This is a genomic window from Paracoccus sp. NFXS7 (assembly GCF_040148865.1).
Lineage (GTDB): Bacteria > Pseudomonadota > Alphaproteobacteria > Rhodobacterales > Rhodobacteraceae > Paracoccus > Paracoccus marcusii.
In genome coordinates, this window is the sequence record NZ_JAKEKV010000032.1 from 1 (window position 1) to 2,316 (window position 2,316).

2 protein-coding genes are annotated in these 2,316 nt (G+C 59.0%); both read right to left on the reverse strand.

Annotated features, from left to right (window positions below; genetic code table 11):
- Nucleotides 1-307: 307 nt before the first annotated feature.
- Nucleotides 308-1,432 (reverse strand): IS91 family transposase, encoded by a 1,125-nt coding sequence (locus LZ686_RS18780; RefSeq protein ID WP_349548771.1) that lies wholly within the window; start codon nucleotides 1,430-1,432, stop codon nucleotides 308-310.
- Between the two features lie 14 nt (nucleotides 1,433-1,446).
- Nucleotides 1,447-2,298 carry a tyrosine-type recombinase/integrase gene (locus tag LZ686_RS18785; RefSeq protein ID WP_349548772.1) on the reverse strand — a complete coding sequence of 284 codons (852 nt, stop codon included), beginning with the start codon at nucleotides 2,296-2,298 and terminating at the stop codon, nucleotides 1,447-1,449.
- Between the last annotated feature and the right edge of the window lie 18 nt (nucleotides 2,299-2,316).

Sequence of the window (2,316 nt, forward strand, 5' to 3'; positions counted from 1 at the left end):
TAACAGCTACACGTTTATCTGCTGTGCGCAGCATGGCAGATAAACGCCTGTTGGACTATGCCGCTTCGCGATAGCCTCCGGCTCTCTATAAGGGGATTGTTTCATGGGACTCCTTCCCTGGATTATTACTGGCGACGCTGCTGCACAGAGCGATAAGGAATCGTGCTCGACATCTAAGTGCTGATTAGAAGCTCAGCGTCTAAATATTCGCCGCATTACACCCATTTAAGGGATTTCCATTTCGCGTGTCCAGCACAGCGCGCGTCCGCCCGCTGCAGACACCCAAACATCTTGTTCACCACCTCCACTACCCGCTAGATCGTCGTCGCTCAATCTCCGCGGTCACCCGCAGTGTCCCATCCCGACACCGTGGGCAAGCCACGCATGCGGGTGCCTGGACGGTCTCCACAGGCTGATGTCGCACCCTTCTCGGCGGACTGACATGGTCACCCTGAAGACAATCTCGGATCCGCTGCAGCTTCTCTCGACGGTGACAATTGGCCAGGAACCCGTAATGGCGTACCCGCATCAGCCCTGTCGGTAAGACATGCATCAGCCATCGGCGCAGGAACTCCTCACCGGTCAGGCACATGCTGCCAGCGTCGCCTTTGTTTCGGTAATCCTTCCAGCGGAAACGCACACCGTGCTCGTCCACAGAGACTAGGCGACGGTCACTGATCGCGATGCGGTAGGTATAGCGAGCCAGGTAGGCCAGCACCTGTTCCGTGTGTGTCTGCGTAGGCTTGGCAAAGACCACCCACGGCTGCGCCATCACCGTAGCCAGTACAGCCGTGACTTCGGTCTCTGACTTCAGTCTGAACAATAACGACGACTGCCAGGCTCGACGGAGCAGACTGACCATTAGGCCGCGATAAGCGCGAGACAGCGCCTTCACGGGAAACAAATGGTTCGAGCGGGCCGGATGCCACCGGTCACCCTCCCGGCTCAGCGCGCCGCCCGGTACCAGACCGTGCAGATGCACATGTTGGCTCAGGTTCTGACCCCAAGTATGCAGCACCAGCGTCATGCCAATATCGCCATCCAGTCGCCGGGGATCGCGTCCGAAGCGCTTCAGCGTGGTGGAAACCGCTTCAAACAACAACGGATACAGCACCTCGGGATGCAGCTGCACCCAGCCGTTCAGTGCATGAGGCAAGGTAAATACCAGATGGAAATAAGGTACCGACAGCAGGTCCTTACGTCGTCGTGCCAACCAGTCATCGCTGGCCTGCTTCTGGCACTGCGGGCAGTGTCGGTTACGGCAGGAGTGATAGCTCTCCCGGGTATAACCGCATGACGCGCAGGCCAGCACGCGACCTCCCAGTGCCGGGGTCCGGCAGCTCTGAATGCTGTTGATCACCTTGGCCTGCTGAGGACTAAGCCGGTGTGACGTCTTGTAGCTGTCCAGGAACCGGTCCAGAACATCGACCATACCCGGTGAGGGCGTCACGCTCGGGCCTGCACATCGTGCAGTAGATCAATGCCGCGCCCACCATCACTCTGATAATGGGGTAGCCAGTGCACGTAACGCAGCGTGGTACGGAGACTCTGATGACCCAGCAGGCGCTGCAGCTGGTAGACCGGCATCCCAGCTTCCAGTTGGTGGGTCGCGTAGGCGTGCCGCAGCGCATGCAAACCGCCCTGCTTGGTAATCCCGGCCGCACGCTTGGCCCGCAGGTAGGTCTTTTGCACCGCACTGGTACTGAGGGACGTTTGCGTATCGGGACCGTAAAACAACAGGTCGACCGGGCGATAGCGCAACCAGTAGCGACGCAAGTGCAGTAACAAGCCGGTGGTCAGAATCTGTTCGCGATCCTTGCCGCCCTTGCCCTGACGGATATGCAGGATGGCACGCTCCGTCTCAATATCCCGGACTCGCAGTGCCAGCAACTCGGACACTCTCAGCCCGGCCCCATAGCAGGTAGCCAGCAGCGTGTAGTGCTTGAGATTGCGGGTACAACCCAGAAGCCGCTGCACCTCGGAGCGAGACAATAACTCGGGAATCCGTTGCGGCAGCTTCGGGTAGGGAACGTGGCAATCTACCCAGGGACGGTGCAGCACCTCGGTATACAGAAATTGCACCGCACTGACGTAGACACGCAGGCTCGCCGGCGCCAGCTGTCGTTCACGCAACAGATAAAGAAAATATGCATGAATCTCGGCCGCCGATACCCGATCCGGCGACCGATGAAAATGTTGTGCCAGTTGTGAAACAACGTACAGATAGGTTTGCTGGGTGCGAAGGGCGTGCCCCTTCAGCGCCATGGCGTCGAGCATTTGTTGGCGTAGTGGCGTCATCACTTATCTCCTCCACGG